The 26,609-nt window shown below is 73.5% G+C and carries 25 protein-coding genes; 20 read left to right on the plus strand and 5 right to left on the minus strand.

Annotation, left to right across the window (positions count from 1 at the left end):
- Positions 1-273: 273 nt before the first annotated feature.
- The 3 genes from AC51EU_RS01515 to AC51EU_RS01525 all read left to right on the plus strand — a co-directional run bounded on the left by AC51EU_RS01515 (position 274) and on the right by AC51EU_RS01525 (position 4,333).
- Entirely contained in the window at positions 274-2,277 is a 2,004-nt protein-coding gene (locus AC51EU_RS01515; RefSeq protein ID WP_496264742.1) for a SpoIIE family protein phosphatase, read from the plus strand.
- Between the two features lie 79 nt (positions 2,278-2,356).
- Entirely contained in the window at positions 2,357-3,589 is a 1,233-nt protein-coding gene (hemW, locus tag AC51EU_RS01520; protein WP_496264743.1) for a radical SAM family heme chaperone HemW, read from the plus strand.
- Between the two features lie 156 nt (positions 3,590-3,745).
- Positions 3,746-4,333 carry a Uma2 family endonuclease gene (locus AC51EU_RS01525; protein WP_496264744.1) on the plus strand — a complete coding sequence of 196 codons (588 nt, stop codon included), beginning with the start codon at positions 3,746-3,748 and terminating at the stop codon, positions 4,331-4,333.
- On the opposite strand, the gene AC51EU_RS01530 is transcribed toward AC51EU_RS01525, so the two are convergent.
- Together AC51EU_RS01530 and AC51EU_RS01535 are read right to left on the minus strand one after the other, a co-directional pair.
- The gene (locus AC51EU_RS01530) at positions 4,311-5,144 is read right to left on the minus strand and encodes a DUF3097 domain-containing protein (RefSeq protein WP_496264745.1); all 834 of its coding nucleotides are present in this window, start codon (positions 5,142-5,144) and stop codon (positions 4,311-4,313) included. The genes AC51EU_RS01525 and AC51EU_RS01530 overlap by 23 nt on opposite strands.
- An 85-nt stretch (positions 5,145-5,229) precedes the next feature.
- Positions 5,230-5,964 (minus strand): MBL fold metallo-hydrolase, encoded by a 735-nt coding sequence (locus AC51EU_RS01535; protein WP_496264746.1) that lies wholly within the window; start codon positions 5,962-5,964, stop codon positions 5,230-5,232.
- Between the two features lie 214 nt (positions 5,965-6,178).
- On the opposite strand from AC51EU_RS01535, the gene hrcA reads away from it, so the two are divergent.
- The 4 genes from hrcA (at position 6,179) to AC51EU_RS01555 (ending at position 10,270) form a co-directional block, all read left to right on the plus strand.
- The gene (gene hrcA / locus AC51EU_RS01540; RefSeq protein ID WP_496264770.1) at positions 6,179-7,195 is read left to right on the plus strand and encodes a heat-inducible transcriptional repressor HrcA; all 1,017 of its coding nucleotides are present in this window, start codon (positions 6,179-6,181) and stop codon (positions 7,193-7,195) included.
- The gene (gene dnaJ, locus AC51EU_RS01545) at positions 7,196-8,332 is read left to right on the plus strand and encodes a molecular chaperone DnaJ (RefSeq protein ID WP_496264747.1); all 1,137 of its coding nucleotides are present in this window, start codon (positions 7,196-7,198) and stop codon (positions 8,330-8,332) included.
- A gap of 106 nt (positions 8,333-8,438) precedes the next feature.
- Complete coding sequence (locus tag AC51EU_RS01550) at positions 8,439-9,530, plus strand: nitronate monooxygenase (protein WP_496264748.1); 1,092 nt, start codon at positions 8,439-8,441, stop codon at positions 9,528-9,530.
- Entirely contained in the window at positions 9,527-10,270 is a 744-nt protein-coding gene (locus tag AC51EU_RS01555) for a 16S rRNA (uracil(1498)-N(3))-methyltransferase (protein ID WP_496264749.1), read from the plus strand. Before AC51EU_RS01550 ends, AC51EU_RS01555 begins: the two co-directional genes overlap by 4 nt.
- A gap of 63 nt (positions 10,271-10,333) precedes the next feature.
- Here AC51EU_RS01555 and AC51EU_RS01560 read toward each other — a convergent pair whose 3' ends face one another.
- The gene (locus tag AC51EU_RS01560) at positions 10,334-10,762 is read right to left on the minus strand and encodes an OsmC family protein (RefSeq protein WP_496264750.1); all 429 of its coding nucleotides are present in this window, start codon (positions 10,760-10,762) and stop codon (positions 10,334-10,336) included.
- A 270-nt stretch (positions 10,763-11,032) separates the two neighbouring features.
- On the opposite strand from AC51EU_RS01560, the gene AC51EU_RS01565 reads away from it, so the two are divergent.
- From AC51EU_RS01565 to AC51EU_RS01580, 4 genes are all read left to right on the plus strand, one after another.
- Positions 11,033-11,389, plus strand: a complete 357-nt coding sequence (locus AC51EU_RS01565) for a histidine triad nucleotide-binding protein (protein WP_496264751.1) — start codon at positions 11,033-11,035, stop codon at positions 11,387-11,389.
- A gap of 4 nt (positions 11,390-11,393) precedes the next feature.
- Positions 11,394-12,299 carry a ribonuclease Z gene (locus AC51EU_RS01570; protein WP_496264752.1) on the plus strand — a complete coding sequence of 302 codons (906 nt, stop codon included), beginning with the start codon at positions 11,394-11,396 and terminating at the stop codon, positions 12,297-12,299.
- An 85-nt stretch (positions 12,300-12,384) separates the two neighbouring features.
- Entirely contained in the window at positions 12,385-14,103 is a 1,719-nt protein-coding gene (locus tag AC51EU_RS01575) for a serine/threonine-protein kinase (protein WP_496264753.1), read from the plus strand.
- Between the two features lie 28 nt (positions 14,104-14,131).
- Positions 14,132-15,295: an FHA domain-containing protein gene (locus tag AC51EU_RS01580; RefSeq protein ID WP_496264754.1), complete on the plus strand. Its 1,164-nt coding sequence runs from the start codon at positions 14,132-14,134 to the stop codon at positions 15,293-15,295.
- Positions 15,296-15,325: 30 nt separating this feature from the next.
- On the opposite strand, the gene AC51EU_RS01585 is transcribed toward AC51EU_RS01580, so the two are convergent.
- On the minus strand, positions 15,326-16,144 hold the full coding sequence (locus tag AC51EU_RS01585; protein WP_496264755.1) for an HAD family acid phosphatase: 819 nt from the start codon (positions 16,142-16,144) through the stop codon (positions 15,326-15,328).
- A gap of 245 nt (positions 16,145-16,389) precedes the next feature.
- Here AC51EU_RS01585 and AC51EU_RS01590 point away from each other — a divergent pair, with 245 nt between their 5' ends.
- From AC51EU_RS01590 to AC51EU_RS01600, 3 genes are all read left to right on the plus strand, one after another.
- Positions 16,390-17,712, plus strand: a complete 1,323-nt coding sequence (locus tag AC51EU_RS01590) for a glucarate dehydratase family protein (RefSeq protein ID WP_496264756.1) — start codon at positions 16,390-16,392, stop codon at positions 17,710-17,712.
- Between the two features lie 105 nt (positions 17,713-17,817).
- Positions 17,818-18,903, plus strand: coding sequence for an S-(hydroxymethyl)mycothiol dehydrogenase (locus tag AC51EU_RS01595; RefSeq protein WP_496264757.1), 1,086 nt, complete (start codon positions 17,818-17,820; stop codon positions 18,901-18,903).
- Complete coding sequence (locus AC51EU_RS01600; protein ID WP_496264758.1) at positions 18,903-19,532, plus strand: MBL fold metallo-hydrolase; 630 nt, start codon at positions 18,903-18,905, stop codon at positions 19,530-19,532. Before AC51EU_RS01595 ends, AC51EU_RS01600 begins: the two co-directional genes overlap by 1 nt.
- An 11-nt stretch (positions 19,533-19,543) precedes the next feature.
- Here the strand turns inward: AC51EU_RS01600 and AC51EU_RS01605 are convergent, their stop codons facing one another.
- Positions 19,544-20,884: a 6-phospho-beta-glucosidase gene (locus AC51EU_RS01605; protein ID WP_496264759.1), complete on the minus strand. Its 1,341-nt coding sequence runs from the start codon at positions 20,882-20,884 to the stop codon at positions 19,544-19,546.
- Positions 20,885-20,950: 66 nt separating this feature from the next.
- Between AC51EU_RS01605 and AC51EU_RS01610 the strand changes: the two genes are divergently transcribed.
- The 6 genes from AC51EU_RS01610 (at position 20,951) to era (ending at position 26,586) form a co-directional block, all read left to right on the plus strand.
- Positions 20,951-22,090 (plus strand): carbohydrate kinase family protein, encoded by a 1,140-nt coding sequence (locus AC51EU_RS01610; RefSeq protein WP_496264760.1) that lies wholly within the window; start codon positions 20,951-20,953, stop codon positions 22,088-22,090.
- 164 nt (positions 22,091-22,254) lie between these two features.
- The gene (locus tag AC51EU_RS01615) at positions 22,255-23,256 is read left to right on the plus strand and encodes a PhoH family protein (protein ID WP_496264761.1); all 1,002 of its coding nucleotides are present in this window, start codon (positions 22,255-22,257) and stop codon (positions 23,254-23,256) included.
- Between the two features lie 31 nt (positions 23,257-23,287).
- Positions 23,288-23,785, plus strand: coding sequence for an rRNA maturation RNase YbeY (gene ybeY, locus AC51EU_RS01620; protein WP_496264762.1), 498 nt, complete (start codon positions 23,288-23,290; stop codon positions 23,783-23,785).
- A gap of 13 nt (positions 23,786-23,798) precedes the next feature.
- On the plus strand, positions 23,799-25,136 hold the full coding sequence (locus AC51EU_RS01625) for a hemolysin family protein (RefSeq protein WP_496264763.1): 1,338 nt from the start codon (positions 23,799-23,801) through the stop codon (positions 25,134-25,136).
- Positions 25,137-25,193: 57 nt separating this feature from the next.
- Positions 25,194-25,559 carry a cytidine deaminase-like protein gene (locus tag AC51EU_RS01630; protein ID WP_496264764.1) on the plus strand — a complete coding sequence of 122 codons (366 nt, stop codon included), beginning with the start codon at positions 25,194-25,196 and terminating at the stop codon, positions 25,557-25,559.
- A 43-nt stretch (positions 25,560-25,602) separates the two neighbouring features.
- Positions 25,603-26,586: a GTPase Era gene (gene era / locus AC51EU_RS01635; protein ID WP_496264765.1), complete on the plus strand. Its 984-nt coding sequence runs from the start codon at positions 25,603-25,605 to the stop codon at positions 26,584-26,586.
- The last annotated feature ends 23 nt before the right edge of the window (positions 26,587-26,609 follow it).

The raw sequence follows: 26,609 nt of genomic DNA on the forward strand, positions 1-26,609 counted from the left end.
CGCGGGGGGCGGGCGCGCCGCAGTGCGCGCCGTCCCCGCACGCTCCGCGCCGCGCGGTCGCGACGCGCATCAGGATGTCGGAAACCCTCGCCCCGGCCCCCTCCGCGCCGCGTACGCGCAGCTCTGGTTGACGACACAACTACCGTCGGCGTGTCGCCGGACACCCGTCCCTGACCACCCACTTCCGTAACTCGACGCTTATGAGCGCGTCCGGTCTGTCACTCTGTCGGTGGTGCGTTCCGCGCGATAGCGAAGCTGCTCGGGAGTTGCTGAATGAGGACGACGACCGCCGCCCCGTACGGTCCGATGACGACCGGCCCCGCGGTGCTGCGCCCGGTGGTGCGCACCCCGGCCTGCGACGCGGGACCCCACGGCCCCGCCACCCGGAGCATCACCCTGCCCGGCACCCCGCGGGCCGCCGCGTCCGCCCGCGACTTCGTCCGCGCCGCGCTCGCCGGCTGGGCGGCGCGGGGACTGCTCGGCCCCGAGGGCACCCCGGCGGCGCTCTCCCGGCTGGCGGACGAGGCGGTGCTGCTCGTCAGCGAACTGGTCACCAACGCCGTGGTGCACGCGGGCACCGACGTCGGCGTGTGCTGCCGGATCGAACCGCCCGCACCCCGCGAACGGTGCGCCCCGCACGACCCCGACGGCCGCGCCGCGGTCCACGTCGAGGTACGCGACCACCACCCCACCCGGCCCGTCCACGCCCGCCCCGACGCCCTCCCGTCCGGCACCACCGGCCGCGGACTCCACCTGGTGGCCGCCGTCGCCGAGTCCTGGGGCATCAGCTACCGCCGCGCCACCAAGAGCGTCTGGTTCCGCCTCGTCACCGGGGAGGCCGCCCGCCCCGCCCTGGAACCGGCCGCCGACGTCCCCGGCCCCCGGCGCCTGGGCGAACCGCAGCCGCCCGCCTGCCCCGACCCGCTCGACGACGTCCGCTCCGACTGGCTCACCCACGGCGCGCCGACCTTCCTCGCCGAGGCGTCCGACCTCCTCTCCGGCCAGCTCGACGCGGACCGGATCACCTCGCTCGCCGCCCAGCTCACCGTGCCCCGCCTCGCCGACTGGTGTGCCGTATGGCTCCACGACGGGGACACCGGCGACCGCGCGGACACGGGCACGCCCCGCCTCTGCCACGTCTGGCACTCCAGCGAGAACCGCGCCGACGCCCTGCGTCACGTCCTGGAGCAGGATCTGCCGCCCCTCTCCGGAAGCGGCACCGCGGGCTCCGCCGTCCCCTGGCCCTGGCCGTACGAGCCCAGCGGCTACGGGCCCGGCGGCGCCGCCCTGGCCTGCCCCCTGATCAGCGGCGGCCGCCGGCTCGGCACGGTCCTGCTCGGCCGGGCCGGGCTGATGCGGTTCCCCGACGAGGTCACCGGCCTGATCGAGGACCTGTGCCGCCGCGTCGCCAGCGCCCTCGCCACCGCCCGTGCCTACAGCCGGCAGGAACGCATCAGCAGGGTCCTCCAGCGCCGGCTGCTGCCCCGGGGCCGCGCCGAGGTCCCCGGCGTCACCTCCGCGGTGGTCTACGAACCCCGCGAGGGCGCCTGGGCGGGCGGCGACTTCTGGGACCTCTTCGAGGCCGGCGAGGGCCGCTGGTGCTTCGCCCTCGGCGACGTCTGCGGCAGCGGCCCCGAGGCCGCGGCGGTCACCGGCCTCGCCCGGCCCGTCCTGCGGCTGCTGGCCCGCGAGGGCTACGGCGTCGGCGACGTCCTCGACCGGCTGAACCGGACCATGGCGCGGGAGGCCGCCGACTCCATCGCCGCCGTCGCCGCCGTCATGGCCGCCGGAACCGGCCCCGACCCCGCGGCCGAGCCCCGCGACGACGCCGAACAGGTCCGCTTCCTCTCCCTCCTCTACGGCGAGATCGTCCCCCACCCCGGCGGCAACGGCGGCGCCCGCTGCACCCTCGCCAGCGCCGGGCACCCCCTGCCCCTGGTACTCGGCACGGACGGCACGGTCCGCGTCGCCGCCGCCCCGCAGATGCTGCTCGGCGTCGTCGGCGACGCCACGTACGAAAGCGAATCGTTCGACCTGCTGCCGGGCGAGACCCTGCTGTGCGTCACGGACGGCGTCACCGAGCGGCGCGCCGGGGACCGCCAGTTCGACGACGAGGACGGCCTGGCCACCGCGTTCGCCGCCTGCGCGGGCCTGACCGCCTCCGGGACCGCCGAACGCCTCCGCCGCACCGTCCACGGCTTCTCCCCGACCCCGCCCGACGACGACCTGGCCCTCCTCGTCCTCCAGGCCGTGCCGAGGGAGACCGGCGTGCCGTAACGACCCGGGGAACAGGCCCCTGCCGCGGGCCCGGCGACGGCCGCCCCGGAGTCCTCTCCGATGGCGGACAATGGACCCCATGCCTTCCGCACTGCCCGACGGTGAGCCGATGCCCGACGACGGGGCGCTGCCCGCGCACGCGCTGACCGGCGCCGCCGACCGGCCCCTCGGCTTCTACCTGCACGTCCCGTACTGCGCGACCCGCTGCGGCTACTGCGACTTCAACACCTACACCGCGAGCGAACTGCGTGGCCCCGGCGGCGCCCTGGCCTCCCGCGACACCTACGCCGGCACCGTCGCCGAGGAGATCCGCCTGGCCCGCAAGGTGCTCGGCGACGACCCGCGCCCCGTGGCGACCGTCTTCGTCGGCGGCGGCACCCCCACTCTCCTGCCGGCCGCCGACCTCGGCCGGATGCTCGCCGCCGTCCGCGAGGAGTTCGGCCTCGCCCCGGACGCCGAGGTCACCACCGAGGCCAACCCGGAGTCCGTCGACCCCCGCTATCTCGCCGAGCTGCGCGAGGCCGGCTTCAACCGGATTTCCTTCGGCATGCAGAGCGCCCGCCGCCACGTCCTGAAGATCCTGGACCGCACCCACACCCCCGGCCGCCCCGAGGCATGCGTCGCCGAGGCGCGCGCGGCCGGCTTCGACCACGTCAACCTCGACCTGATCTACGGCACGCCCGGCGAGTCCGACGACGACTGGCGCGCCTCCCTCGACGCGGCCCTGGGTGCCGGACCCGACCACATCTCCGCCTACGCCCTGATCGTCGAGGAGGGCACCGGGCTCGCCCGCCGCATCCGGCGCGGCGAGATCCCCATGACCGACGACGATGTCCACGCCGACCGCTACCTGATCGCCGACGAACGTCTCGCCGCCGCCGGTTTCACCTGGTACGAGGTGTCCAACTGGGCCACCACCGAAGCCGCCCGCTGCCGCCACAACGAGCTGTACTGGACCGGCGCCGACTGGTGGGGCGCGGGCCCCGGGGCCCACAGCCACGTCGGCGGGGTGCGCTGGTGGAACGCCAAGCACCCCGGCGCCTACGCCCAGGCCCTGGCCGAGGGCCGCTCCCCGGGCGTCGGCCGCGAACTCCTCACGGACGAGGACCGCCGCGTCGAGCGCGTCCTGCTCGAACTCCGCCTCGCCGACGGCTGCCCCCTGGACCTCCTCACCCCGAAGGGCGCCCGCGCCGCCGCCCGCGCCCTCGACGGCGGCCTGCTGGAGGCGGAGCCGTACGCCCGGGGCCGGGCCGTCCTGACCCTGCGCGGACGGCTGCTGGCCGACGCGGTGGTACGGGACCTGGTGGACTGAACGGCCGGAGGCCGGGCCCGGCGCTACGGGCCGGCGCCGCTGAAACGCGGGGACGAATCCCGAAAGGGTGAATCACCCCGAACGCCCCCACCGCCTGCCTACGCTGTCCCTAGGCTGCCGCCAAAAGCAGGCGGCGGGATGTGGAGGGCCACGGAGATGACCGCTGTGGACGACCGACCGATGACCGACGTCACCGCGTTCTTCGAGAACCTTGAGGTTCCGGAGGGCTACAAGGCCGAACTCCTCAGGGGGGACATTGTGATGATGGCCGGACCCGACCGGGTCCACAATCGAATCGTGCGCTCCGTGGCACTGCAGATCCCGATGGACCGCTATGAGTGGCTCACCACTCAGGACATCGCCATCCCGGGCGAGACCAGCGAACCGCAGCCCGACCTCGTAGTCCATGAAGAGGGTGTGGAAAGCGGGCCCGGACGGCTCATCCCCGCACCGGCCGTCACCATGGTCGTGGAAGTCGTCTCCAAGACGAGCGTCGACCGGGACTACGGGGAGAAGCGTTCGATCTACGCGGCGGGCAGGGTGCCGATCTATTTGATCATCGATCCCATGGCGGCCCACTGCGTGATGCTCACCGAACCGACCGGCCGCGGGGACAACGCCGACTACCAGGTGCAACGCACTACGCAGTTCGGCACCCCGGTGTCCTTGGACAAACTGGGTATCAAGATCGACACCGATATGTTCCAGACCCTCCCCCCGCTCAAGCGTCACCGCCGACCGTGACGAAGTCGATCAGTTCCTCGACCCTGCCCAGCAGCGCGGGCTCCAGGTCCTTGTAGGAGCGGACGCGGGAGAGGATGTGCTGCCAGGCCGCGCCGGTGTTCTCCGGCCAGCCCAGCGCCCGGCAGACACCGGTCTTCCAGTCCTGGCCGCGCGGCACGACGGGCCAGGCGGGGATGCCGACGGACGACGGCTTCACCGCCTCCCACACATCGATGTACGGATGCCCGACGACCAGCACATTCGCGTCGGTGACCGACGCGGCGATCCGTGACTCCTTGGAGCCGGGGACGAGATGGTCGACGAGGACGCCGAGGCGGGCGTCCGGGCCGGGCGAGAAGGAGCGGACGATCTCCGGCAGGTCGTCGACGCCCTCCAGGTACTCCACCACGACGCCCTCGATCCGCAGGTCGTCGCCCCAGACCCGTTCGACCAGCTCGGCGTCGTGCCGCCCCTCCACGTAGATGCGCCCGGCGCGGGCGACCCGGGCGCGGGCGCCGGGCACCGCTATCGACCCGGACGCCGTACGGGCCGGGCCGGTGGCGGCGGGGCGCGCCGGGGGGCGGACGAGGGTGACGACCTTGCCCTCCAGGAGGAAGCCGCGCGGCTCCATGGGGAAGACACGGTGCTTGCCGAACCGGTCCTCCAGGGTGACGGTCGGGCCCTGCGCCGTCTTCTCGCAGCGGACCACCGCCCCGCAGAAGCCCGAGGTGATCTCCTCGACCACCAGATCCGGTTCCGCGGGCACCTCGGGGGCGGGCTGCTTCTTCTTCCACGGCGGGGTCAGATCGGGGCTGTAGCGCTTGCTCTGCACGGTGCGGGGACCTGTTCTGTGGACGGCACGGGAAGCCGGCGGGGACGGGCGGGACGGGGTGAGGGTAGAGGGGGCACGGCCCCCGTCAGGAGGGGGACACGCCGTGCCGGGCCGCGAGCGCGTCGCGCTGCGCGCGGACGAACCGGGCGTCCACGACGGCGCCGTGCCCCGGCACGTACCGCGCGTCCTCGCCGCCGAGGGCCAGCAGCCGGTCCAGGGCGGCGGGCCACAGCGCGGGCAGCGCGTCCGGTCCGGCGCTGGGCTCGCCGGACTCCTCGACCAGGTCGCCGCAGAAGACGACCGGGGGCCCGCCGTGCCGTCCCGGTACGAGGACGGCCAGGTCGTGGCCGGTGTGCCCGGGGCCGACGTTGGCCAGCAGCGCCCGCCGGCCGCCGAGGTCCACGGTCAGTTCGCCGTGCACCGGGTGGCCCGGTACGCGCATCCGGGCGGCCGCCTCGGCGGCGACCTCGGGATCGAGGCCGTGCCGTACCGCGTCGTCCCGCAGGGCGTCCCGTTCGCGTACCAGCAGCGCGTCCAGGCCGGCGGCGCCGAACACCTCCGCGTCGGGGAAGGCACCGCCGCCCAGGACGTGGTCGAAGTGGGGGTGGGTCAGCGCGAGATGCGTCACGTCGCGGCCGAGCACGCTCCGTACCGCCGCGGCCACCTGCTGCCCCTCGCCGGGCGTCGCGCCGGCGTCGACGAGCAGCACGCCGGTGTCCCCGGCGATCACGCCGATCGTCTCGTCCCACCCCGGCATGCGGCGCCGGGCGACGCCCTCGCCCAGCGATTCCCACCCGGCCTCTTCCCAAGAACTGCGCATGACCGAGACGCTAGCGGTATCGCGATAGCGTTGCCCGCCGGACGGGGGAGCGGCGGTGGAACACCCGGATCGGGGGTCCCGCCGGTACGGCCTCTCTTGCCCCGGTCGCGCTACCCGGCCGTACACTGGCTGTGTTTGGCACTCGGCCCGTGTGAGTGCCAGGTAGGACGAGATGACGATGAGACGGCGGACGGCCGGACTGGAGGTGCGCGGAATGCTCAGTGAGCGCAGGCTCGAGGTGTTGCGTGCCATCGTCCAGGACTACGTCGGCACGGAGGAGCCGGTCGGCTCCAAGGCGCTGACCGAGCGGCACAAGCTGGGGGTCTCCCCGGCGACGGTCCGCAACGACATGGCCGCCCTGGAGGACGAGGGGTTCATCGCCCAGCCGCACACCAGCGCGGGCCGTATCCCCACCGACAAGGGCTACCGACTCTTCGTCGACAAGCTGGCCGACGTCAAGCCGCTGTCCAAGCCGGAGCGGCGGGCGATCCAGAACTTCCTGGACGGCGCCGTCGACCTCGACGACGTGGTGGGCCGCACGGTCCGGCTGCTGGCGCAGCTGACCCGGCAGGTCGCGGTCGTGCAGTACCCGTCGCTGACCCGCTCGACGGTGCGGCACGTGGAACTGCTCGCGCTGGCCCCGGCCCGGCTGATGCTCGTCCTGATCACCGACACCGGACGCGTCGAGCAGCGGTTGGTCGACTGCCAGACCCCGTTCGGGGAGACGTCGCTGGCCGACCTGCGGGCGCGGCTCAACAGCCGTGTCGTGGGCCGCCGTTTCACGGATGTCCCGCAACTGGTGCAGGATCTTCCGGAGTCCTTCGAGCAGGAGGACCGCGGTACGGTCTCGACGGTGCTGTCGGTGCTGCTGGAGACGTTGGTGGAGGAGACCGAGGAGAGGCTGGTGATCGGCGGTACCGCCAATCTCACCCGCTTCGGTCATGATTTCCCGCTGACCATCCGGCCGGTGCTGGAGGCCCTGGAGGAGCATGTGGTGCTCCTCAAGCTGCTCGGGGAGGCCAAGGACCCGGGCATGACCGTACGTATCGGGCATGAGAATGCCCATGAGGGCCTGACCTCCACATCGGTCGTGGCGGTCGGCTACGGTTCGGGCGACGAGGCAGTCGCCAAACTCGGCGTGGTCGGACCGACCCGCATGGACTACCCCGGAACGATGGGAGCGGTACGCGCAGTGGCACGTTACGTCGGACAGATCCTCGCGGAGTCGTAAGTGGCCACGGATTACTACGCGGTCCTCGGTGTCAGCCGTGACGCCTCGCAGGACCAGATCAAGAAGGCATTCCGGCGCCTGGCCCGCGAACTCCACCCGGACGTGAACCCGGACCCGAAGACCCAGGAGCGGTTCAAGGAGATCAACGCCGCCTACGAGGTGCTGTCGGACCCGCAGAAGAAGCAGGTCTACGACCTCGGCGGCGACCCGCTCTCCCAGGCGGGCGGCGGCGCGGGGGCCGGCGGCTTCGGCGCGGGCTTCGGCAACTTCTCCGACATCATGGACGCCTTCTTCGGCACGGCCTCGCAGCGCGGCCCGCGCTCGCGCACCCGCCGGGGCCAGGACGCCATGATCCGCCTCGACGTCGAACTGGACGAGGCGGCGTTCGGCACGACCAAGGAGATCCAGGTCGACACCGCCGTGGTGTGCACCACGTGCAGCGGTGAGGGCGCGGCGCCGGGCACCTCGGCGCAGACCTGTGACATGTGCCGCGGCCGCGGTGAGGTCTCGCAGGTCACCCGGTCCTTCCTGGGCCAGGTCATGACGTCCCGGCCGTGCCCGCAGTGCCAGGGCTTCGGCACGGTCGTCCCGACCCCCTGCCCCGAGTGCGCGGGCGACGGGCGCATCCGCTCCCGCCGCACCCTCACCGTCAAGATCCCCGCGGGCGTCGACAACGGCACCCGCATCCAGCTCGCCGGGGAGGGCGAGGTAGGCCCCGGCGGCGGCCCCGCGGGCGACCTCTACGTGGAGATCCACGAGGCGCCGCACCCGGTGTTCCAGCGGCGCGGCGACGATCTGCACTGCACGGTCACCATCCCGATGACGGCGGCCGCGCTGGGCACCAAGTGCCCGCTGGAGACGCTGGACGGGATGGAGGAGGTCGACATCCGGCCCGGCACCCAGTCCGGCCAGTCGATCCCGCTGCACCAGCGCGGTGTGACGCATCTGCGCGGCGGCGGACGCGGCGACCTGATCGTCCATGTCGAGGTGCAGACACCGACCAAGCTCGACGCGGAGCAGGAGGAACTGCTGCGCCGCCTCGCCAAGCTGCGCGGCGAGGAGCGGCCCACCGGCCAGTTCCAGCCGGGCCAGCAGGGACTGTTCTCGCGTCTGAAAGATGCCTTCAACGGTCGTTAGACCCTGTCACGCGGGCGGGTCGGGAGCTTTGCGCTCCCGGCCCGCCCGCGGCGCTTTCCGTGCGCCCGCGCGGATCGGCGGCCACCCGGCGTGACACGATGTGCGCATGCCCACCGCGTTGACCGATTTCAGCCGCCTTCCGATCGTTCAGGCCCCGATGGCGGGCGGGGCCTCCCGGCCCGAGCTGGCCGCCGCCGTCGGCGAGGCCGGCGCCCTCGGATTCCTCGCCGCCGGCTACAAGACCGCTGACGGCATGTACCAGGAGATCACGCGGCTGCGCGCGATGACCGCGAAGCCGTTCGGCGTCAACCTCTTCATGCCGCAGCCCGAACTCGTCGGCACCGCGGCCGTCGACGTCTACCGGGAGCAGCTGGCCGGCGAGGCCGCCTGGTACGGGACCCCGCTCGACGACATCGATGTCGGCCGCGGCGCCGACGACGGTTTCGAGGCCAAGCTCGCGGTGCTGCGCGACGACCCGGTCCCGGTCGTCTCCTTCGTCTTCGGCTGCCCCTCGCGCGACGTCCTCGGCTCGCTCGCCGAGGTCGGCACGTACACCGTGGTGACCGTCACCACCGTCGCCGAGGCGCAGGCCGCGCAGTGGGCGGGCGCGGACGCCCTCTGCGTCCAGGGCATCGAGGCCGGCGGCCACCAGAGCACCCACCGCGACGACCCGGAGTCCGACGGCGTGTGCGCGGGCGTCGGGCTGCTGTCGCTGATCACCCAGGTCCGCGAGGCGGTGGACCTCCCGATCGTGGCCACCGGGGGGCTGATGCGCGGCGCGCAGATCGCCGCGGTCCTGGCCGCCGGGGCCACCATGGCGCAGCTCGGCACGGCTTTCCTCGCCACCCCCGAGTCCGGCGCCCACGCCCTGCACAAGCAGGCCCTGACCGACCCGCTGTTCACCCGCACCGAGCTGACCCGGGCGTTCACCGGACGTCCGGCCCGCGGCCTGGTCAACCGCTTCATGCGGGAGCACGGCCCGTACGCCCCCGCCGCCTACCCCGCCGTCCACCACCTCACCTCCGGCCTGCGCAAGGCCGCGGCCGCGGCGGGCGACCCCCAGGCCATGGCGCTGTGGGCCGGGCAGGGCCACCGGCTGGCGCGGGAGCTGCCCGCCGGGGAACTGGTGGCGCTGCTCGCGGAGGAACTGGACGCGGCGCGCGCCGCCTCCCGCCAGTGCGCGCGGGAGTCGGCATGACGGCGCCCGTCTTCCTGGTCGGATCGCTCGCCGGCATCCGGCCGGGCACGGAGCTGACACTGGACGGGCCGGAGGGCCGGCACGCCGTGTCGGTGCGCCGGCTGCGCGTCGGCGAGGAGATCGTCCTGACGGACGGTGAGGGCACGGGCGCCGAGGGCACGGTCGCCGCCGTCGAGGGCAAGGACCGGCTGACGGTCGCCGTCGCCGCGCTGCGCACCGAGCCGCTGCCGGCGCCGCGGATCACCGTCGTCCAGGCGCTGCCCAAGGGCGACCGCGGGGAGTTGGCCGTCGAGACGATGACCGAGACCGGGGTGGACGCCGTCGTGCCCTGGCCGGCGGCCCGCTGCATCACCCAGTGGAAGGGCGAGCGGGCGGCGAAGTCGCTGGCCAAGTGGCGTGCCACGGCCCGCGAGGCGGGCAAGCAGGCACGGCGGCTGACGTTCCCGGAGGTCACCGAGCCGCGGACGACGCGTCAGGTCGCCGAACTGCTCGCCACGGCCGACTTCGCGGCGGTGCTGCACGAGGAGGGCAGCACCCCCCTGGCCACCGCGCAGCTCCCCGCCGAGGGCACGATCGTGCTGGTCGTCGGCCCGGAGGGCGGGGTCTCCCCGGAGGAGCTGGCGCTGTTCGCCGAGGCCGGTGCCGCGCCCTACCGCCTCGGCCCGACCGTGCTGCGCACCTCCACCGCGGGCACCGCCGCCACCGCCCTGCTGCTGGGCCGCACGGGACGCTGGAGCTGACGTACGACGACGGGCCGGCCGCGCTCCCGGGGGAGTGCGGCCGGCCCGTTACGCCGTGGTCCGTCAGAGCAGTTCGGCGCTGAGCGTGATGTTCTTGACGCCCGCCAGCGCCTGGCTCACCGGGCAGTTGGCCTTGGCGTCCTCGGCCGCGGCCCGGAACTCCTCCTCGGACAGACCGGGGACCCGGGCCTTCACGGTCAGGGCGATCGCCGTGATGCCCTCACCCGGCTGGAAGGTGACCTCGGCGCGGGTGTCGAGCGCCTCGACGGTGTGGCCCTTGCCGGCCAGGCCGTGCGAGAAGGCCATGGAGTAGCAGGAGGAGTGGGCGGCGGCGATCAGCTCCTCGGGGCTGGTGACCCCGCCCGGCTGCTCGGCACGGGCCGGCCAGTTCACGTCGTACGTACCGATCTTGGACGACTCCAGGGCGACGGTGCCCTTGCCCTGGAGGAGATTGCCTTCCCAGTGGGTGGTGGCGGAGCGCGTGGTGGCCATGTGGATGTCTCCTGGTGGTGGGCGGAAGAGAGCTGCCGGATCAGCTTAGTGAGCCCGGCGCCCGGGAGCGGGCAGGAGCACGCTGTGGCAGTGCCCCGGCCGCTGCGTGGGCGTACGGGGGCGGCCCGGTAGCATCCCAAGGCGTACGCACGGTGCGTACGGCGCCTGCCGCCGACGCCGTGACGCGACCTGTGGGCGGCCGACGCGGCGTGCCGGGGGCGCCGTCCCGGTGCCGCCCGGGTGGCGCGACGACACGGGAGGAGACCACCGGTGGCGGGAGAACCGCAGGCCGACTGCCTGTTCTGCAAGATCATCGCGGGGGAGGTGCCGGCGACCATCGTCCGGGAGACCGAGACGACCCTCGCGTTCCGCGACATCAACCCCCAGGCCCCGACCCATGTCCTGGTGATCCCCAAGGTCCACTACGCCAACGCCCTGGAGCTCGCCGCCGCCGAACCGGCCGTCGCCGGTGAGGTGCTGCGCGAGGCGGGCCTGGTCGCCGCCGAGGAGAAGGTCGACGGGACCGGCTACCGCATCGTCTTCAACACCGGCCCCGGCGCGGGACAGACCGTCTTCCACGCCCATGCGCACGTCCTGGGCGGACGCGACCTCCAGCGGCTGGTCTGACGGCGTGTCCGTACGCGAACTGGTCGTCCTGGGCACGGCCAGCCAGGTCCCCACCCGGCACCGCAACCACAACGGTTATCTGCTGCGCTGGGACGGCCAGGGGCTGCTGTTCGACCCCGGGGAGGGCACCCAGCGGCAGATGCTGCGCGCCGGGGTCGCCGCGCACGACATCGACCGGATCTGCGTCACCCACTTCCACGGCGACCACTCCCTCGGCCTGGCCGGGGTGATCCAGCGGATCAACCTTGACGGCGTGCCGCACCCGGTGACCGCCCACTACCCGGCGTCGGGGGCGCACTTCTTCGAGCGGCTGCGCTACTCGACCGCGTACCGGGAGACGGTCCGCCTGGTGGAGCGGCCCGTCGCCACCGACGGCGAACTGGAGCGCTCGGAGGCGTACGTCCTCCAGGCGCGCCGGCTCTCCCACCCCGTCGAGGCGTTCGGTTACCGCCTCGACGAGCCCGACGGCCGGCGGATGCTCCCCGGCCTGCTCGCCGAACGCGGCATCAGTGGCCCCGACGTGGGGCGGTTGCGCAAGGAGGGGGAGCTGAACGGCGTCACCCTCGACGAGGTCAGCGAGGTACGGCGCGGGCAGCGGTTCGCCTTCGTGATGGACACCCGGCTGTGCCCGGCGGTCCACGAACTGGCCGAGGGCGTGGACCTGCTGGCCATCGAGTCGACGTTCCTGGACGAGGACGAGGCGCTCGCCACCGACCACGGTCATCTGACGGCCGGGCAGGCGGGCGCGGTGGCGGCCCGCGCCGGGGTGCGCCACCTGGTGCTGACGCACTTCTCGCAGCGCTACTCCGACCCACAGGAGTTCGCCCGGCAGGCACGCGCCGCCGGATTCACCGGCGAACTGACCGTCGCCGAGGACCTGATGCGGATTCCGGTTCCCAAGCGCCGCTGACGGAAGCGCACTTGGAAAACCGGAAGGAACGAAAAGTTCCGGCCGCCGTGTGCTGTGATGGGAAGCCCACCCGCACCCCGCGCACGTGCAGGAGGCCGCCATCGACAGCCGCTCCGGTACCCCCCTCGGCCCGCTCGCGCCCGACGACCCCCGCGAGATCTCCGGCTACCGGCTGCTCGCCCGGCTCGGCGAGGGCGGGATGGGCTCCGTCTACCTCTCCCGCACCCGCGGCGGGCAGCCGGTGGCGCTCAAGCTCATCCTGCGCCAGCACGCCCAGCACGACGGGTTCCGCCGCCGCTTCGCCCAGGAGGCGCGGGCCGCCCGCCGGGTGCAGGGCTACCACCTCGTCCCCGTCGTGGACTTCGACACCGACGGCGGACGGCCGTGGATCGCCTCGGAATACGTCCCCGGCGTCTCCCTCCATGACGCGCTCGACGCGCACCGGGCGCTGCCGCTGCCCGCCGTCCTCCAGCTGACGGGCTGTGTGGCGCGGGCGCTGTCGGCGATCCACGCCGCCGATGTGGTCCACCGGGACCTCAAGCCGAGCAACATCATGCTCACGGCCTCGGGCCCGTACGTCATCGACTTCGGCATCGCGCGGGCGGCCGACGCCTCCCCGATCACCGCCTCGGGCGGGCTGATGGGCACCCTCCAGTACATGTCCCCGGAGCACGCCCGGGGCGAGCCGGTGGGGCCCGCGAGCGACCTCTTCTCGCTCGGCCTGGTCGCGGCCGTCGCCGCCACCGGCCGGCACCCGTACGGTACGGGCGGCGGCGCGACCGTCGCCGTGAAGATCGCCAACACCGCGACGGAGCCCCCGGACCTGGCGGACTACCCGGAGGCGCTGCGCCCCCTGCTGTCCCGCTGCCTCACCGCGGACCCGTCCGCGCGGATCACCCCGGACGAGCTGGCGGCCCTCTGCGAGCGGGCCGCCGGCCGCTCACTGCGCTCCTTCGACGGCTGGCTCCCGCCCCGCCTCACCAAGGAGATCACCCGCCGGGTACGCGCCGTCGAGAACCTCCGCGCGCCCGAGGAAGCCACGGGCGCGCCCTCCTGGGAGACGGACGCGACCGTACCGCCCCCCACGGGCGCCCCCTCGGGCACGGCCTTCACGGGCACCTCGCCGGGCCCGTCCTTCACCGGCCGTCCGGCCCCCGCGACGGCCCCGCCCCCGGGCCTCCCGGACGCCGCCCGGCGCGGCAGGAGGGCCCTGACCGTGGCGACCGGCGTCGTGACACTCGCGCTGGGGGCCGTCGTGGTCAAGGGGATGCTGCCGGACGGAGGGGAACCGGACCCGGGGCCGACCGCCAGCCCCAGCGCGTCCCCGAGCGTGAGCCCCGGCCCGCACACCCCCTCCTCACCACCGCCGGACCCGGACGAGGCGGGCTACACCAAGGTCAAGGACGCCGAGCCCTTCGCCCTGCGCGCGCCCTCGGAGCCCGATGTCGTCGGCGTCGACCTCGACGAGCCACGGGTGAAGACGCCGCACGAGATCACGTCCTCCGACGACGAACTGGAGATGAGCGAGGTCTCGGGCGGAAGCTGGGAGTTCAAGGCCACCACGGGCCTCAGCGCGGGAACGAGCCTGGCGCAGTGCCGTCAGGGCTACCGGTCCAACGCCCTGCCCCAGAGGATCGACGCCAAGGACCTCAAGCGGCAGCGGACGATCCAAGTGGGCAGCATCCTGTGCCTGAGCACCAGCGAGGACAACGTCGTCATGCTGAAGATCACCAAGATCGTGCCCAGCGCCGCCAGCGATCTCCCCGACGTCTCCACGCGGATGACGCTCTGGCAGAAGTCCTGACCACCTCCCTCTCCTGGACGGTTCCGCCATGCCCCTCACACCCGGCCCGGCCGCACTGGAACGCCATCTGACCGGCACGCCCCAGGACGCCGACGCGCTGATCGACCTCTCCAACGTCGTCCGCAACGACCGGATCGGCGGCCCGCACCGGCGCTCCCTGGACCGGCTGCGCCTGGTCGTCGAGGCGCTGGCGCGGCGCACCCGCGACCGCGAGGTGCGCGTCCACGCCCTCGCCGACCGCAGCCTCAGGCACGCCGCGCACGAGTACCCCGACCGGAAGGAACCGAGGCTGCTGGCCGACTGGATCGACCGGGGACTGGTGGAGGAGGACGGCGACGCCGACGAACCGCTGCTGGCGCTGGCCGACGTCACCGGGCTGCCGGTCGTCTCCGACGACGACTTCGCGGACTTCCGGGAGCGGTACCCCTGGATCCAGGGCGACACCGAACGCTTCCTCGGCATGCGGCCGGCGCCGGACGGCGGGGTGGAGCTGCGGGAGCGGGAGATGGGGGTGCGGACGCCCGCGGAGATCTCGCGGAAGATCGAGGAGTCCGACCTCAAGGCGCACGGACTGCTGCGGGGCCGCGCCCGCCGCCCGGTCACGGAGGTGGTCAAGCGGGCCTGGCGCTGCCCGGAGCGCGGCTGCACCCTCTACGACACCGGCCGGGCCGGCGTCGTGCCGCTGCCGTACCTGAGGGGCGGGGTGCCGCTGTGCGGACAGCACCGCACGCCGCTGGTCGACGACGGGCCGCGCACCGGAATCGTCCAGCTCAAACTGCTGGTCGACGGGGCCTGCGTGCACCGCTTCACCCTTGACGCGGGCACCCGCGCCGCCCTCGGCAGGGCCCCGGGTGAGGGCGGTATCGCCCTCTTCGGGCTGCTGCCCGACCCGCTGCTGCGCCGCGTCAGCCGCCGGCACCTGGAGGTGCGGGTCGAGGAGGGCGACCTCCGGCTGCGCAACGTCAGCACCTACGGCACCCGGCTGCTGCGCCACGGGGCCCGCGCCTGGCGGAGGCTGGACGACGAGCGGTTCGTCCCGTTCCAGGTCAACGATGTCGCCGAGCTGACCGAAGGGGTGACCGTCACCCGCAGTGCCCGGCGGTATCCGGCCGAGATCGCCGCGGCCTGGCGGCGCGCCGCCCGCAGGGTCCCGTCGTCCGGCCCGGCGCACGAGGCGACCGAGGAGCGGTGAGGGCGGGGCGCGGCGCCCCGCCCCCGCGGGTCACGGCAGGTAGTACATCGGGTTCGGCAGCTTGAAGGCGCGGCCGGAGGCGCCGCCCCGCAGATCGCTGTACTGGTCCCCGAAGTTGGCGACGATGTCGTAGCCGAGGGACTCGATGTGCTTGCGGGTGCCGGACTTGTACTCGGTGGTCGAGCAGGTGGCGCCGCAGGGCAGGTACGCCGGGGGGTTCTGCTTGTTCCGCAGGTAGACGTGGGAGCGGTCCAGGGGGACCTTGTAGCCGACGTTCTTGAGGTTGCGCACGCTCCAGGCGCGCTGGGCCTCCTTGCGGCCGGTGAGGAAGAAGACCTCGGCGCCCTTGTCGTGCGCCCAGTTGACCAGGCGGTCCATGCCGAAGACCGGCTCCATGTCGGTGGAGGCGAGATAGGCGTCCTGGCTCTTCTCGGTGAAGTGGAAGCCGACCTGGAGCTCGTAGTTGTAGGTGAGCAGGGTGGTGTCGTCCATGTCGAGGACGATGGCGGGCTTGGCGTGCCGGCCCTTGTCCGTGCCGCCGGTGGCGGAGTGGTGGCGTGCCAGCGCCTTGGTCAGGTGGGCGCGGGCCTTGGCCTCGATGCCGCGGACCTGGCGGGCGTAGTTGCTGTCGGGGGAGGCGTAGTGCTCGCCGTCCGCCGTCACCCTGTCGCCGTAGTACGCCTTGATCTTGTCCTGCACCAGCGTGAGGTTGGGGATCTCCTTGTCGGTGCGGGGCACGGAGTGCTCGGCGGTGGCCTGGCCGACGCCGAACACCGCGGTGCCGGCCACCAGGGTGGCGACCGTCGCGGTGCCGATGCGGACACGGCGGGAGAGGGCGGGGAGGGGCATGCTGCGGCTCCTTCGGAGGTGGGTGAGGGAGGGGTGCCCCGGTGCCGCCGGGCCCGGGGATCCAGTAGGTGTCTAACAGAGCCTCAGCCCCGCCTCTACGCGCGAAGATTAAACGATGCGTAAAGATGACGGGGTGTCCCTACGCACGAGTGATGGCCGTGCGCCGTATTGACGGTGGGGCGCCCCCTCCCTAGCCTCCTTCTGCGTCCGTGGACACCGTTCACCCACGGAGACAGGAGGGCGCCGTGGACCGCCGCTCGGACCCGCCCGGCCGCCCCGGCGGCCTCACCGTCACCGAGGTCCGCCTCACCCCCGTCCTCATCGCCGACCCGCCCCTGCTCAACACCCAGGGCGTGCACCAGCCCTACACCCCCCGGACGGTCATCGAGGTGGTCACCGAGGGCGGCGCGACCGGGCTGGGGGAGACCTACGGCGACCCGGAGTACCTCGCACTCGCCCGGTCCCTGGCCGAGGCGCTGCCCGGCCGCGCGGTCACCGACCTCAACACCCTCCCGGAGCTGGCCGCCCGGGTCGGCGGCGCGCCGCCCGCCGACGGGCCCGACGGCGTGGACGCCGGGGGACTGCGCGGGGTGCGGACCGCCGCCAAGACACAGCTGTCCGTCCTGTCCGGTTTCGAGGTCGCCTGCCTGGACGCCTGGGGCCGCGCCGCCGGGCTGCCCGTCCACGCGCTGCTGGGCGGCAAGGTGCGCGACCGCGTCGAGTACAGCGCCTACCTCTTCTACCGGTGGGACCAGCACCCCGGCGGCCGCGGCGAGCGCGACGACTGGGGCGCCGCGCTCGACCCGGAGGGGATCGTCGCGCAGGCCCGCCGCTTCGCCGACCGCTACGGATTCACCTCGTTCAAGCTCAAGGGCGGCGTCTTCCCGCCCGAGGAGGAGATCGCGGCCGTCCGGGCGCTGGCCCGCGCGTTCCCCGGCCGCCCGCTGCGGCTCGACCCGAACGGCGCGTGGAGCGTGGCGACCTCCCTCACGGTGGCGCGGGAGCTGAGCGGGGTCCTGGAGTACCTGGAGGACCCGACGAGCGGGACGGACGGCATGGCACGGGTCGCGGCCGCCACGGACGTCCCGCTGGCCACCAACATGTGCGTCACCACCGTCGGCGAGATCGCCGGGGCCTTCACCCGGGGCGCCGTCCAGGTCGTCCTCGCCGACCACCACTACTGGGGCGGACCGCGGGCCACCCGCGAACTCGCCGCCGTCTGCCGCGCGTTCGGCGTGGGCGTGTCCATGCACTCCAACACCCATCTGGGCATCAGCCTCGCCGCGATGACCCAGGTGGCGGCGACCCTGCCCGGCCCCCTCCACGCCTGCGACACCCACTACCCCTGGCAGCGCGAGGACGTCCTCACCGAGCGGCCCGCCCTGCGCGACGGCGGGCTCGACGTCGGTGACGCGCCGGGCCTCGGCGTCGAACTGGACCGCGCGGCCCTGGCCGCCCTGCACCGCCGCTGGCTCGACGACGACGGGACGTACCGCTCCCGCGACGACGCCGCGGCCATGCGGGTGGCCGACCCCGGCTGGACGACGCCGGCCGTGCCGCGGTGGTGAGGCCGGGTGCTGCGCTGGGCGGCCCGGCCCGCGTACGGTGTGGCACGGCTGTGTGATGGTGCGCCACAGTGGTCCCGTACGTGATCTTTGAGAGGGGCTGTACCCATGGCTCAGGAAGTGCGCGGTGTGATCGCGCCCGGGAAGAACGAACCCGTCCGGCTGGAGACGATCCTGGTCCCCGACCCGGGACCGGGCGAGGCCGTGGTGAAGATCCAGGCGTGCGGGGTGTGCCACACCGACCTGCACTACAAGCAGGGCGGGATCAACGACGACTTCCCGTTCCTGCTCGGCCACGAGGCGTCCGGCATCGTCGAGGCCGTCGGCCCCGATGTGACCGATGTGGCGCCCGGTGACTTCGTCATCCTCAACTGGCGCGCGGTCTGCGGCCAGTGCCGGGCCTGTCTGCGCGGCCGCCCGCAGTACTGCTTCGACACCCACAACGCCCGGCAGAAGATGACCCTGACGGACGGCACGGAGCTGACCCCGGCCCTCGGCATCGGCGCCTTCGCCGACAAGACCCTGGTCGCCGCCGGGCAGTGCACCAAGGTCGACCCCGAGGTCTCCCCGGCCGTCGCCGGGCTGCTCGGCTGCGGCGTGATGGCCGGCATCGGCGCGGCCCTCAACACCGGCGCCGTCGGCCGCGGCGACACGGTCGCGGTGATCGGCTGCGGCGGCGTCGGCGACGCCGCGGTGGTCGGCGCCCGGCTGGCCGGGGCGCGCCGCATCATCGCGGTGGACATCGACGACCGGAAGCTGGAGACCGCCCGCTCGATGGGCGCCACCCACACCGTCAACTCCCGCACCGCCGACCCCGTCGAGGCGATCCGCGAGCTGACCGGCGGTTTCGGCGCCGATGTCGTCATCGACGCCGTCGGACGCCCCGAGACCTACCGGCAGGCGTTCTACGCCCGTGACCTCGCCGGGACCGTCGTCCTGGTGGGCGTCCCCACCCCCGAGATGACGCTGGAGCTGCCGCTGCTCGACGTCTTCGGCCGCGGCGGCGCCCTCAAGTCGTCCTGGTACGGCGACTGCCTGCCCTCCCGCGACTTCCCGATGCTCGTCGACCTGCACCAGCAGGGCCGCATCGACCTCGGCGCCTTCGTCACCGAGGAGATCGGCGTCGACGGTGTGGAGGCGGCCTTCGAGCGGATGCACGCCGGGGACGTCCTGCGTTCGGTGGTGATCCTCTGATGGCCGCCCGCGTCGACCATCTCGTCACCTCCGGCACCTTCTCGCTCGACGGCGGGACGTGGGAGGTCGACAACAACGTCTGGATCGTCGGTGACGACGACGAGGCGATCGTCATCGACGCCGCGCACGACGCCGACGCCATCGCCGAAGCCCTCGGCGGCCGGACGCTGCGCGCCATCGTCTGCACCCACGCCCACAACGACCACATCGACGCCGCCCCCGCGCTGGCGGCCCGTACCGGCGCGCTGATCCATCTGCACCCGGACGACCTGCCGCTGTGGCGCCAGACCCACCCCGGCACCCCGCCGGACCGGGAACTGGCCGACGGGCAGGTGCTGACCATCGCCGGTACGGACCTCACCGTGCTGCACACGCCGGGGCACGCGCCCGGCGCGGTCTGCCTGTACGCCCCGCAGCTCGGCACGGTGTTCACCGGGGACACCCTCTTCCAGGGCGGCCCCGGCGCCACCGGCCGGTCGTTCTCGGACTTCCCGACGATCATCGACTCGATCCGCGACCGGCTGCTGCCGCTGCCGCCGGGGACGGTGGTGCGCACCGGCCACGGCGGCAGCACCACCATCGGCGACGAGGCCCCGCACCTGGAGGAATGGATCGCGCGGGGCCACTGACCCCGCCGCTCCTACCCCTCCGCGGCCGCCCGCTCCAGGATGCGGGCGGCCACCGCGGGGGAGTCCACCAGCGGGTGCAGCGCCATCGCCCGCAGCGCCGCCCGCCGGTCGCCGCGCTCCGCCGCCTCCACGGTGTTGCGTTCCACGGCCTTCATCTGGAGCATCAGCCCCAACTGGTCCTCGCGCAGCGGGGCGCACGGCAGCGGGCGCGGGCCCTTGGCGTCCACCTCGCACACCGTCTCCACGATCGCGTCCGGCGCCAGCTGCGGCACCGTCGTCCCGTTGCGGACGTTGAGGATCTGCCGGGTGCGCCGGTCGCCCGCGACGGCCCGCATCAGCGCCAGCGCCACCCGGTCGTAGCCGCCGCCCTCCAGATCGTGGCTGTCGCGCTGCCAGCCGCCGCTGGCCTCGCGGCTCGCCGCCATGTACGTCACCTCGCGCTCGTTCCGCGTCCGCTCCCACAACTCGTGGACGGCGGCGGGCGAGCCGGCCGCGGCGGCGCGTTCGAAGAAGCCGCCCTGCTGCCGGTCGAGGAACGCGCCGCGGGTCTCGCCGGCGTCCTGTACGGAGCGCAGGCACTCACGGCGGAAGTAGTAGTAGTGCAGGTACTCGTTGGGCAGCGCGCCCAGCGCGCGCAGCCAGTCGGCGCCGAACAGCCGGCCCTCCTCGAAGGAGCCCAGCGCGTCCACGTCGTCCAGCAGTCCGGGCAGCAGCTCCCGGCCGTCGACCGACAGGGACCGCAGCCAGCCGAGGTGGTTGAGCCCCACGTAGTCATACGTGGTGCGGTCGGGGTCGGTGAGGGCGGCGGGGTCCGCGCCGGCCGCGCGCGCCGCCCGGCGCACCAGGCCCACCGGGGAGTCGCAGATGCCGATGACGCGGTCGCCCAGGACCCGGGACATCGCCTCGGTGATCATGCCGGCGGGGTTGGTGAAGTTGATGACCCACGCCTGCGGGGCGAGCGCCGCCACCCGTTCGGCGATGCGCAGCGCCACCGGGACCGTCCGCAGCCCGTAGAGAACACCGCCCGCGCCCACCGTCTCCTGGCCCAGCACCCCTTCGGCCAGCGGAATCCGCTCGTCCCGGACCCGTCCCGCCGTGCCGCCGACACGGATCGCGGAGAAGACGAAATCGGCGCCGGCCAGGGCGTCGTCCAGTTCGTGTGCCACCCGCACCCGAACGGGTGACACGTGATCCCGGGCCTGCCAGGCGAGCACGTCGGCGATCACCGCGAGCCGCCGTGGATCGGTGTCGTACAGCGTCAGCCCGTCGACGGAGTGTGCCGGGTCGTCCAACAGGGCGCGGTGCACCAGCGGCACCCGGAAGCCGCCGCCGCCGAGAATGGTGAGCCTCATGGGGCGGAACGTATCGCAGCGTCGGGCACACTGGCGGCACCTGCCGAGAAGTGAGGAGCGAGCACGGTGAGCGGTGGCCCGGACGTCTTCCCCCAGCCCGCGCGGCACGGAGCCGGGACACCGGCCCTCGACCCGCTGGCCGCCGTCCGGGCGCCCGGCGATCCCGCCACCGACGTCTACCTCACCGGCACCGTCTTCCTCGACATCATCTTCACCGGCCTGGACTCCGCCCCCGTCCGCGGCACCGAGTCCTGGGCCCGCGGCATGGGCTCCAGCCCCGGAGGCATCGCCAACATGGCGACCGCCCTCGCCCGCCTCGGCCTGCGCACCTCCCTGGCGGCCGCGTTCGGCGACGACATGTACGGCGAGTACTGCTGGGACGTCCTCGCCCAGGGCGAGGGCATCGACCTCGCCCTCTCCCGCACCGTCCCCGGCTGGCACTCCCCGGTCACCGTCTCCATGGCGTACGAGGGCGAACGCACGATGGTCTCGCACGGCCACGAGGCACCGCCGCCCGAGCACGCCTTCGACGGCGGCCACGCGCCGGGCTGCCCGCCGCCCTCCCGCGCCTGCGTCGCCTCGCTCGTCCCCGGACGGCGGGAGGAGTGGCTGGGCTGCGCGGCCTCCCGCGGCAGCCGGATCTTCGCCGATGTCGGCTGGGACGAGAGCGGCCGCTGGGACCCGGCCGACCTCGCCGACCTCGTCCACTGCGAGGCGTTCCTCCCCAACGCCGAGGAAGCGATGCGCTACACCCGCACCTCCGACCCGCGCGCCGCCGCCCGCAAGCTCGCCGAACTGGTGCCGGTCGCCGTGGTCACCATGGGCTCCGAGGGCGCCTGCGCGGTCGACGGACGCACCGGCGAGAGCGCCGAGGTCCCCGCCATCGCCGTCGACGCCCTGGACCCGACCGGCGCCGGGGACGTCTTCGTCGCCGGGTTCGTCACCGGCTCCCTGGCCGGCTGGCCGCTCGCCGACCGCCTCTCCTTCGCCGGCCTGGGCGCCGCCCTGTCGGTGCAGGAGTTCGGCGGCTCGCTCGCCGCCCCCGGCTGGGCCGAGATCGCCGCCTGGTGGCAGCCGACCCGCCGCGGCGCGGCCGGCGCCCTGCGCGACCGTTACGCCTTCCTCGACGACGTCCTGCCCGACCCCGGCCGCTGCTCCCCGCCGGCCCGCGCCCTGCCCACGATCGGGTTCCGCCGCCCGGCCTGACGCGGCGGCCGCCCCGGACGGGCGCCCGGTACGCAAATACTTTCGGGCTTGTCGGTGCCCCGACGTACGCTTGGTACCCGAGGAGACGGGCCGCACCGCCGGCCCGCTCCGGGCATCTCTCGTACGAGGAAGGATGGGGGTTGAGCAGGCCACAGAGCCGGCCCATGACGCAGACACCCACGCAACCGCAGGCGCGCGCCCAGTTCACCGTCCCGGCCAAACACCCCATGGTCACGGTGCTGGGATCGGGGGATTCGCTCCTGCGCGTGATCGAGAGGGCCTTCCCGGCCACCGACATCCACGTCCGCGGCAACGAGGTCAGCGCGGTCGGCGCTCCCCGGGAAGTCGCCCTGGTCCAACGCCTTTTCGACGAGATGATGCTGGTGCTCCGCACCGGACAACCGATGACGGAGGACGCAGTGGAACGCTCCATCGCCATGTTGCGCGCGGCCGAGGACGGTGAGGGAGCGGCGGAGACCCCCGCCGAGGTCCTGACCCAGAACATCCTCTCCAACCGCGGCCGCACCATCCGCCCCAAGACGCTCAACCAGAAGCGCTACGTCGACGCCATCGACCGCCACACCGTCGTCTTCGGCATCGGCCCCGCGGGCACCGGCAAGACCTACCTCGCCATGGCCAAGGCCGTCCAGGCACTCCAGGCCAAGCAGGTCAACCGCATCATCCTCACCCGCCCCGCCGTCGAGGCCGGCGAACGCCTCGGCTTCCTGCCGGGCACCCTCTACGAGAAGATCGACCCGTATCTGCGCCCGCTCTACGACGCGCTGCACGACATGCTCGACCCCGACTCCATCCCGCGCCTGATGGCCGCGGGCACGATCGAGGTCGCCCCGCTCGCCTACATGCGCGGCCGCACCCTCAACGACGCGTTCATCATTCTCGACGAGGCGCAGAACACCAGCCCCGAGCAGATGAAGATGTTCCTCACCCGCCTCGGCTTCGACTCCAAGATCGTCATCACCGGTGACATCACCCAGATCGACCTGCCCGGCGGCACCAAGAGCGGCCTGCGCCAGGTCCAGGAGATCCTCGAAGGCGTCGAGGACGTGCACTTCTCGCGCCTCACCAGCCACGATGTCGTCCGCCACAAGCTCGTGGGCCGTATCGTCGACGCGTACGAGAAGTACGACAGCCGCACCGCCGGCTGAGCAGCCACGAGAAGCGAGAACCGACCACCCCATGTCGATCGACGTCAACAACGAGTCCGGAACGGAAGTCGACGAGCAGGCGATCCTCGACGTCGCCCGCTACGCCGTCGCCCGGATGCGCATCCACCCGCTCTCCGAACTGTCCGTGATCGTCGTGGACGCCGAGGCCATGGAGCAGCTCCACCTCCAGTGGATGGACCTGCCGGGGCCCACCGACGTCATGTCCTTCCCCATGGACGAGCTGCGCCCGCCCGCCAAGGACGACGAGGAACCCCCGCAGGGCCTCCTCGGCGACATCGTGCTCTGCCCCGAGGTCGCCAGGAAGCAGGGCGAGGACGCGCCGACCCGCCACTCCATGGACGAGGAGCTGCAACTGCTCACCGTCCACGGCGTCCTCCACCTCCTCGGCTACGACCACGACGAGCCCGACGAGCGGGCCGAGATGTTCGGCCTCCAGGCCGCGATCATCGACGGATGGCGCGCCGAACGGGGCCTGACCGGCCCCTCCCCGGCCCCCACCGTCACCTGAGCGGGCACCACGGATGACCCCGCAACTGATCGCCGTCGCCGTCCTCCTCGTCGTCGTCGCCTGGCTCGCCGCCTGCGCCGAGGCGGGACTGGCCCGCACGACGAGCTTCCGCGCCGAGGAATCGGTGCGCTCGGGCCGCCGCGGCAGCGCCAAGCTCGCCGCGGTCGCCGCCGACCCCACCCGCTACCTCAACGTCGCACTGCTGGTCCGCGTCGGCTGCGAGATGGCCGCCGGCGTCCTCGTCACCTACGTCTGCCTGCGCTCCTTCGACCGCACCTGGGAGGCACTGACCGTCGCCATCGCCGTGATGGTCCTCGTCTCGTACGTCGCCGTCGGCGTCTCCCCGCGCACCATCGGCCGCCAGCATCCCCTGGGCACCGCCACCGTGGCCGCCTACGTCCTGCTGCCGCTGGCCCGGATCATGGGCCCCGTGCCGCGGCTGCTGATCCTCCTCGGCAACGCCCTCACCCCCGGCAAGGGCTTCCGCCACGGGCCGTTCGCCTCCGAGGCCGAGCTGCGCGCCCTGGTCGACCTCGCGGAGAAGGAGTCGCTGATCGAGGACGAGGAGCGCCGGATGGTGCACTCCGTCTTCGAACTCGGCGACACCCTCGTCCGCGAGGTGATGGTGCCGCGCACGGACCTGGTCTCCGTCGAACGCTTCAAGACCATCCGCCAGGCCCTCACCCTCGCCCTGCGCTCCGGTTTCTCCCGCATCCCGGTCACCGGCGAGAACGAGGACGACATCGTCGGCGTGGTCTACCTCAAGGACCTCGCCCGCAAGGTCCACATCAACCGTGACGCCGAGAGCGAGCTGGTCTCCTTCGTGATGCGGCCCGCCGTCTTCGTCCCCGACACCAAGAACGCGGGCGATCTGCTGCGCGAGATGCAGCGCGACCGCAACCACGTCGCCGTGGTGATCGACGAGTACGGCGGCACGGCCGGCATCGTCACCATCGAGGACATCCTGGAGGAGATCGTCGGCGAGATCACCGACGAGTACGACCGCGAGCTGCCGCCCGTCGAGGACCTCGGCGACGGCCGCTACCGTGTCACCGCCCGCCTCGACATCGGCGACCTCGGCGAGCTGTACGGCCTGTCCGAACTCGACGACGAGGACGTGGAGACCGTCGGCGGCCTGCTCGCCAAGCTCCTCGGCCGCGTCCCGATCGCCGGCGCCACCGCCGAGGTCGATCTCTCCCACGACGCCACCGACCCGGGCCTCGCGGCCCTGCGGCTGACCGCCGAGTCCCCGGCCGGCCGCCGCAACAAGATCGTCACCGTGCTCTGCGAGCCGGTGCGCGCCACCGCCGAAGCGGGCCACGGCGCGGACGGGAACACGGTCGCCGGGTAGCCGGGGGCGGGGCGCCCCGCCACCTTGTGGCGCCCCGCCCCCGCATATGCTCGGCCCATGACCGAAGCCGCACCGCTGGACCCGGAAGACAGCAAGATCATCACGCTCGCGCGGTCGGCGCGGGCCCGCAACGGCGTGCCCGAGGGCGCCGCGGTACGCGACGACACCGGCCGCACCTACGTCGCCGGCACCGTCGCCCTGGAGTCGCTGCGGCTCAGCGCCCTCCAGGCCGCCGTCGCCATGGCCGTCGCCAGCGGCGCCCGCTCCCTGGAGGCCGCCGCCGTGGTCACCGACGCCGAGAACGTGCCCGACGAGGACCGCTCGGCCGTCCGCGACCTGGGCGGCCCCGCCACCCCGGTCCTGGTCGCGGGCCCCGACGGCACCCTGCGCGCCAGCGTCCCCGCGGGCGCACCGCGCGGCTGACCCGACCCGGGCCTGGTCGGCGCGGCCTCCGCGATCGGGGAGAATGGGCGCCATGAGCGTTCGTACAGAGTCCCCCGTACCGCACCGCGCCGGCTTCGCCTGCTTCGTCGGCCGCCCGAACGCGGGCAAGTCCACCCTGACGAACGCTCTCGTCGGCACCAAGGTCGCCATCACCTCCAACCGGCCGCAGACCACCCGCCACACCGTGCGCGGCATCGTCCACCGCCCCGACGCCCAGCTCGTCCTCGTCGACACCCCGGGGCTCCACAAGCCGCGCACCCTGCTCGGCGAGCGCCTCAACGACGTGGTCCGCACCACCTGGGCCGAGGTCGACGTCATCGGCTTCTGCCTGCCCGCCGACCAGAAGATCGGCCCCGGCGACCGCTACATCGCCGGCGAACTCGCCGGGATCAAGAAGACCCCCAAGGTCGCCATCGTCACCAAGGCCGACCTCGTCGACTCCAAGACGCTGGCCGGCCAGCTCCTCGCCATCGACCGGCTCGGCAAGGACCTCGGCATCGAATGGGCCGAGATCGTCCCCGTCTCCGCCGTCGAGGCCGGGGGCACGGGCAAGGAGGGCAACGGCCGCCGGGCCGGCCAGGTCTCCCTCCTCGCCGACCTGCTCGTCCCGCTGCTGCCGGAGAGCCCCCCGCTCTACCCGGAGGGCGACCTCACCGACGAGCCCGAGCAGGTCATGGTCGCCGAGCTGATCCGCGAGGCCGCGCTGGAGGGCGTACGCGACGAGCTGCCGCACTCCATCGCCGTCGTCGTCGAGGAGATGCTGCCGCGCGAGGGCCGCCCCGCCGACAAGCCCCTCCTCGACATCCACGCCAACGTCTACATCGAACGCCCCAGCCAGAAGGGCATCATCATCGGCCCCAAGGGCAAGCGCCTCAAGGAGGTCGGCACGACCTCCCGCAAGCACATCGAGGCCCTGCTCGGCACCCCCGTCTTCCTCGACCTCCACGTCAAGGTCGCCAAGGACTGGCAGCGCGACCCGAAGCAGCTGCGGAAGCTGGGGTTCTGAGGGCGGAGGGCCGGGGGAGCGCG

Source organism: Candidatus Streptomyces philanthi (assembly GCF_059553635.1).